The following is a 6,619-nucleotide window of genomic DNA, read 5'->3' on the forward strand; positions in this document are numbered from 1 at the left end:
CCCTGCCGGCCCTGGCGGTCGCTCCTACGTTTGTTTCGGGCCAGTCATGCCTGTGACAGGCGCGCGCGACTGCCTTGGTTTGTACGACACGGTACCGCGACATGCGCCAGGGCGTCCGCGCGCCAATGGCACAGGCCTATTTGGCCCGAAACAAACGTAGGAGCGGGCATCGCCCGCTGCCACATCAGCTATCGTAGCCCAGGTTGGGCGCAAGCCAGCGCTCGCTTATCGCCATGTCCTGGCCTTTGCGGGCGCTGTAGCTTTCTATCTGGTCCTTGTCGACCTTGCCGACCGCGAAGTATTGGGCCTGCGGGTGGGCAAAGTACCAGCCGCTCACGGCGGCGGCCGGGAACATCGCAAAGTGCTCCGTGAGGAACACGCCGCTCGGGCCGGTTTCACCGATGGCGCTGCCATCGAGCAGGCGGAACAGCGTCTGCTTCTCGGTGTGGTCCGGGCAGGCCGGGTAGCCTGGCGCCGGGCGAATACCCCGGTACTGCTCCTTGATCAGCGCCTCGTTGTCCAGTTGCTCGTCGCAGGCATAGCCCCAGTACTCTTTGCGTACCTGTTCATGCAACCACTCGGCACAGGCCTCGGCCAGGCGGTCGGCCAGCGCCTTGACCATGATCGAGCTGTAGTCGTCGCCTTTATCCTGGTAGGCCTTGGCCACTTCCTCGGCACCAATGCCCGCCGTGGTGATGAAACCGCCCACATAGTCGGTCACACCGCTTGCCTTGGGCGCCACAAAGTCTGCCAGTGACCAGTTCGGTTTGCCGTCGGGCTTGATGGTTTGCTGGCGCAGGTGGTGCAGGGTGGCCAGGGGTTGGCCATCTTCGCCATACACCTCGATGTCATCGTCGGCCACCTGGTTGGCCGGCCAGAAGCCGAACACGGCCCGGGCGCTGATGAGTTTCTCGTCGATCAGCTTGTCGAGCATCTGCCGGGCGTCGTCGTACAGCGCGGTGGCGGCTTCGCCCACCACCTCATCGGTGAGAATGCGCGGGAACTTGCCTGCCAGGTCCCAGGAAATGAAGAACGGCGTCCAGTCGATGTACTCGGCCAGGGTGCGCAGGTCGATGTCCTGCAGCACCTTCACGCCCGTGAACGAAGGCACCGCGGGCTGGTAGCCCGCCCAGTCATACTGAGGCTTGGCGGCAACGGCCCGGGTGTAGCTCAGGCGCTCGGTGCGGGCGCTGCGGTTGGCAGTGCGCTCGCGCACCTCCTGATAGTCCTGGCGGGTGCGTTCCACAAAGCCTGCTTTCAGCTCCTTGGACAACAGCTGCGTCGCCACGCCCACCGCACGCGAGGCATCGGTCACGTAGATGACGGCATCGTTGCTGTATTTGGGCTCGATCTTCACCGCCGTGTGCGCCTTGGAGGTCGTTGCGCCGCCGATCATCAGCGGCAACTCGAAGCCCTGACGCTGCATTTCACGGGCCACGTGCACCATCTCGTCCAGCGACGGGGTGATCAGGCCAGACAGGCCGATGATGTCGCACTTCTGTTCCCGCGCGGTCTGCAGAATCTTCTCGGCAGGCACCATCACCCCAAGGTCGACGATGTCATAGCCATTGCAGCCCAGTACCACGCCGACGATGTTCTTGCCGATATCGTGCACGTCACCTTTTACCGTGGCCATCAGGATCTTGCCCTTGGCTTCCGGCTTGTCGCCCTTTTCCGCTTCGATGAAGGGGATCAGGTGCGCCACGGCCTGCTTCATCACCCGGGCCGATTTCACCACCTGTGGCAGGAACATCTTGCCGGCACCGAACAGGTCGCCGACCACGTTCATGCCGTTCATCAGCGGGCCTTCGATCACTTCGATAGGGCGTGCGCATTGCTGGCGGCAGGCCTCGGTGTCTTCGACGATGAACGCAGTGATGCCCTTGACCAGCGCGTGCTCGAGGCGTTTTTCAACCGGCAGCGAGCGCCACTCTTCGTTCTCCACTTCCTTGGTGGCGCCGCCGCCCTTGTAGTCGTCGGCAATCGCCAGCAACGCATCGGTGCCATGGGGCGTGCGGTTGAGCACCACGTCCTCGACTTTTTCGCGCAACTGCGGCGGGATCTCGTCGTAGATCTCCAGCTGGCCGGCGTTGACGATACCCATGGTCAGGCCGTTCTGGATTGCGTGGAAGAGGAACACCGAGTGGATCGCCTCGCGCACCGGGTTGTTGCCACGGAACGAGAACGACACGTTGGACACACCGCCCGAGCTGAGGGCATGGGGCAGGTGGTCGCGGATGTAGGCACACGCTTCGATGAAGTCCACCGCGTAGTTGTTGTGCTCCTCGATACCCGTGGCCACCGCGAAGATGTTCGGGTCGAAGATGATGTCTTCAGGCGGGAAGCCCACTTCGTTTACCAGGATGTCATAACTGCGCTTGCAGATTTCCTGCTTGCGCGCAGCGGTATCGGCCTGGCCCACTTCATCGAAGGCCATCACCACCACCGCCGCGCCATAGCGCTTGCACAGGCGGGCGTGATGCTTGAACTGCTCGACGCCTTCCTTCATCGAGATGGAGTTGACGATGCCTTTGCCCTGAATGCACTTGAGGCCCGCTTCGATCACCTCCCACTTGGAGGAATCGATCATGATCGGCACACGGGAAATGTCCGGCTCACCGGCGATCAGGTTGAGAAAGCGCACCATGGCGGCCTGGGAGTCGAGCATCCCTTCGTCCATGTTGATGTCGATCACCTGGGCGCCGGCTTCCACCTGCTGCAGCGCCACTTCCAGCGCCTCGGTGTAGTTCTCTTCGCGGATCAGCCTGGCGAACTTGGCGGAACCGGTGATGTTGGTGCGTTCACCCACGTTGACGAACAGCGACTGGCGGTCAATGGTGAACGGCTCCAGCCCCGACAGCCGGCAGGCTTTGGGGATGTCCGGGATCGCCCGCGGCGGGTACTTGGCTACCGCTTGCGCGATAGCCTGGATATGGCCTGGCGTGGTGCCACAGCAACCGCCGATGATGTTCAGGAAGCCACTGGCGGCAAACTCCTCGACCACGGCAGCCATCTCGGCCGGGGTTTCATCGTACTCACCGAACGCATTGGGCAGGCCGGCATTGGGGTGCGCCGAAACATGGGTGTCGGCCTTGCTCGACAGCTCTTCCAGGTAGGGCCGAAGGTCCTTGGCGCCGAGCGCACAGTTCAGGCCTACCGAAATCGGCTTGGCGTGGCGAACCGAGTTCCAGAACGCCTCGGTGGTCTGCCCGGACAGGGTACGGCCGGAGGCATCGGTGATGGTGCCCGAGATCATGATGGGCAGTTCTACGCCATCGTCTTCGAACACCTGCTGTACGGCGAAAATCGCCGCCTTGGCGTTCAGCGTGTCGAAAATGGTTTCGATCAGCAGCAGGTCGGCGCCGCCCTCGATCAGGCCGCGGGTCGCCTCGACGTAGTTCTCTACCAGCGCGTCGAAGGTGACGTTCCGGTAGCCCGGGTCATTGACGTCGGGGGAAATGGAGCAGGTGCGGCTGGTGGGGCCCAGCACCCCGGCCACGAAGCGTGGCTTGTCGGGGGTTTCCAGGGTTTTGGCGTCGGCCACCTGGCGCGCGATGCGGGCGCCTTCGACGTTCAGTTCGTAGACCAGCGCTTCCATGCCATAATCGGCCTGGGAAATCTGGGTGGCGTTGAAGGTGTTGGTTTCGAGGATGTCCGCGCCGGCATCCAGGTAGGCTTTTTCGATGGCGGCAATCACGTCCGGGCGGCTGAGCAGCAGCAGGTCGTTGTTGCCTTTGACGTCGCTTGGCCAGTCGGCGAAGCGTGTGCCACGATAGTCGTCTTCCTCCAGGCGGTAGCTTTGAATCATAGTGCCCATGCCGCCGTCGAGAATCAGAATGCGCTCTTTAAATGCTTGGTGGAGTGCTTGGAGACGAGCGCTGCGGTCGGACATATGAACTACCTGGTCGGGCGAATATCAGAAGGTGGCGAATCATAACAAAGCTGCGCGGTTTTTAGGCGTATCGCCCATTTGCATGAAAACTGCTCATGTTGCTGGCCGGCATGCAGCACTGCTTTACCAGGCAACACTCGTGATGGCTTTCAAGAACCAGGACTCTGCGCACATGCTGCATCGTATTCTTGCCGGTATCTTCGCCCTGCTAATTAGCAGCGCGGTGTTCGGGCAAGCGCCCCAATCCAGCCCGGCTATTTCCTACACCCGGGACATCCAGCCGATCTTCACCGAGAAGTGCGTGGCCTGCCATGCCTGCAACGACGCCGCCTGCCAGCTCAAGCTGGAAAGTGCCGAGGGTGCTGTGCGTGGCGCTACCAAGGTGCCTGTGTACCAGGGGGAGCGGGCCGAGGCGGTACCGACCACGCGCTTGTTCTACGACGCCCACAGCGAAGCAGAATGGCGCAAGAAAGGTTTCTACTCGGTGCTTGACAACCAGGGCAGCCAGGCCGCGCTGATGGCGCGCATGCTCGAACTTGGCCACAAGACCCCGCTCACCCCCAACGCCAAGGTGCCGGACGAGATCGTACTGGGGCTGAACCGCAACAACATGTGCCCGCTGCCTCAGGAATTCGACGCCTATGCCGGCGCCCACCCCAGGGAAGGCATGCCGCTGGCCGTTACCGGGCTGACCGATAAGGAATACGACACCATGCGCCGCTGGCTGGCCGCCGGTGCGCCGGTGGAGTACCAGGCCATCAAGCCCAGTGCTGCCGAAGCCAGCCAGATTACGCAATGGGAAGAGCTGCTCAACCGCCCAGGGTCCACCGAGGCGCTGGTGGGGCGCTGGCTGTACGAGCACCTGTTCCTTGCCCATATCTACTTCGTTGGGGGTGAGCAGGGCCACTTCTTCCAGTGGGTACGCTCGCGCACTCCGAGCGGCCAGCCGGTGGACATCATCGCCACCCGCCGCCCCAATGATCCGCCCGGCACCGACTTCTATTACCGCCTGATCCCGGTGCAGGGCGTGATCGTGCACAAGACCCACATCACCTACCCGATGGGGCCGCAGAAGCTCAAGCGGGTGAAACAGCTCTTCTACGCAGGTGACTGGCACGCCACCGCCTTGCCTGGCTACGGGCCGCGCCACCGCGCCAACCCGTTCGAAACCTTCGAGGCGATCCCGGCGGTGGCGCGCTACCAGTTCATGCTCGATAACGCTGAGTACTTCGTGCGCACGTTCATCCGTGGCCCTGTGTGCCGTGGCCAGATCGCCACCGACGTGATCCGTGACAACTTCTGGGCGCTGTTCCAGGAGCCTGCCTTCGACCGTTACGTTACCGATGCAACCTACCGGGGCGAGGCCACGCCGCTGCTGGCCATGCCTGGGCAGAATGACGATGTAGGCAACGTGCTGAGCCTGTGGCGCGCCTACCGTGACAAGCGCAACGACTACGAGAAACTGCGCAGGGATGCCTACGCGCAGATGCCTGCGCCGGGCTGGGCGACCTTGTGGGCCAGTAACGACAACGCCTTGTTGAGCATTTTCCGTCATTTCGACAGTGCCTCGGTGACCAAGGGCCTGGTGGGCGATGTGCCGCTCACCGTGTGGCTGTTCGATTACCCGTTGCTGGAACGCACCTATTACCAGCTGGCGGTGAACTTCGATGTGTTCGGCAACCTGTCGCACCAGTTGCAGACGCGGCTGTACTTCGACCTGATCCGCAATGGCGCCGAGGTCAACTTCCTGCGCCTGATGCCGGCCAGCCAGCGTCAGGACATCCTCAGTGACTGGTACCAGAACAGCGGCAAGGTGAAGATGTGGCTCGACTATGAGGACATCGACACGGACACCCCGAGCGGTATCGTGCTGGACCCACGCGACCCCAAGCGTGACTTCGGCCTCAAGCTGCTGCAGCGCACTGGCAGCCTCAACGTGGCACCCGACCCGATCAACCGCTGCCAGGGTGCGTACTGCTCACGGCCGCAGATGACAGAAGAGTTCCGTAATGTGGAGCAGTCCCTCAGCCGCCTTGTCTCCCGGCCAGCAGCTGGGCTGAAGGTGATCAAGCAGTTGCCCGAGGCGACCATGCTGCGCATCGAAGGGCAGGGCGGGCAGCGCCAGGTGTACAGCTTGTTGCGCAACCGCGCGCATACCAATGTCGCCTTCCTGCTGGGTGAGGCTTACCGCTACGAGCCAGGCCTCGATACCCTGACCTTGTACCCCGGGGTGCTCAGCAGCTACCCCAACTTCATCTTTAACATTCCCAGCAGTGATGTGGCGGAATTCGTCGAAGACATGGAAGACGCCAGGGATGACCCGGCCAAGTTCGAGCGCATCGTCATGCGCTGGGGCGTGCGCCGTAGCCACCCGCAGTTCTGGTTCTACTTCCATGACCTGAACAGCTTCATCAAGGAAACCGAACCGGTCGAGGCCGGGGTGCTGGACATGAACCGCTACGAGAACCTCTGATCGGGGCCGCTGACCTTTCTGGCCACCCTGCGGTCCCAAACGGTGGGTGGTATCGGCGCCACGCTGCAGCCGATACCTCAATGCACCGGTTATCGCAGGGTACTCCATGCTGTATTCGCTTCAGGCACTTCGGGCATTCGCTGCCTGGGTGGTGGTATGTCACCATTTCATGCAGATCTTCTTCGATTTCAAGGCCTCTGGGCCGGTCGGCCAGTTGCTGGCCGACCCCCGGGCCCAGGGGGGGGGCCACATAA

General features: G+C 62.5%; 2 protein-coding genes and 1 pseudogene. 2 read left to right on the top strand and 1 reads right to left on the bottom strand.

The genetic code is table 11. The features are described 5' to 3' along the window. Positions 1-184: 184 nt before the first annotated feature. Entirely contained in the window at positions 185-3,892 is a 3,708-nt protein-coding gene (gene metH / locus IAE33_RS24195) for a methionine synthase (RefSeq protein WP_201165723.1), read from the bottom strand. 172 nt (positions 3,893-4,064) lie between these two features. On the opposite strand from metH, the gene IAE33_RS24200 reads away from it, so the two are divergent. Together IAE33_RS24200 and IAE33_RS24205 are read left to right on the top strand one after the other, a co-directional pair. After that, entirely contained in the window at positions 4,065-6,365 is a 2,301-nt protein-coding gene (locus IAE33_RS24200; protein ID WP_201165725.1) for a fatty acid cis/trans isomerase, read from the top strand. Between the two features lie 106 nt (positions 6,366-6,471). Continuing rightward, positions 6,472-6,619: pseudogene (locus IAE33_RS24205) on the top strand (acyltransferase family protein); the annotation flags it as partial.

This window comes from Pseudomonas sp. S60 (genome assembly GCF_016647865.1).
GTDB lineage: Bacteria > Pseudomonadota > Gammaproteobacteria > Pseudomonadales > Pseudomonadaceae > Aquipseudomonas > Aquipseudomonas parafulva.

Excerpts from the sequence above, each read along its gene's own strand:
- metH (WP_201165723.1), bottom strand. The coding sequence starts at position 3,892 with ATGTCCGACCGCAGCGCTCGTCTCCAAGCACTCCACCAAGCATTTAAA.
- IAE33_RS24200 (WP_201165725.1), top strand. The coding sequence starts at position 4,065 with ATGCTGCATCGTATTCTTGCCGGTATCTTCGCCCTGCTAATTAGCAGC.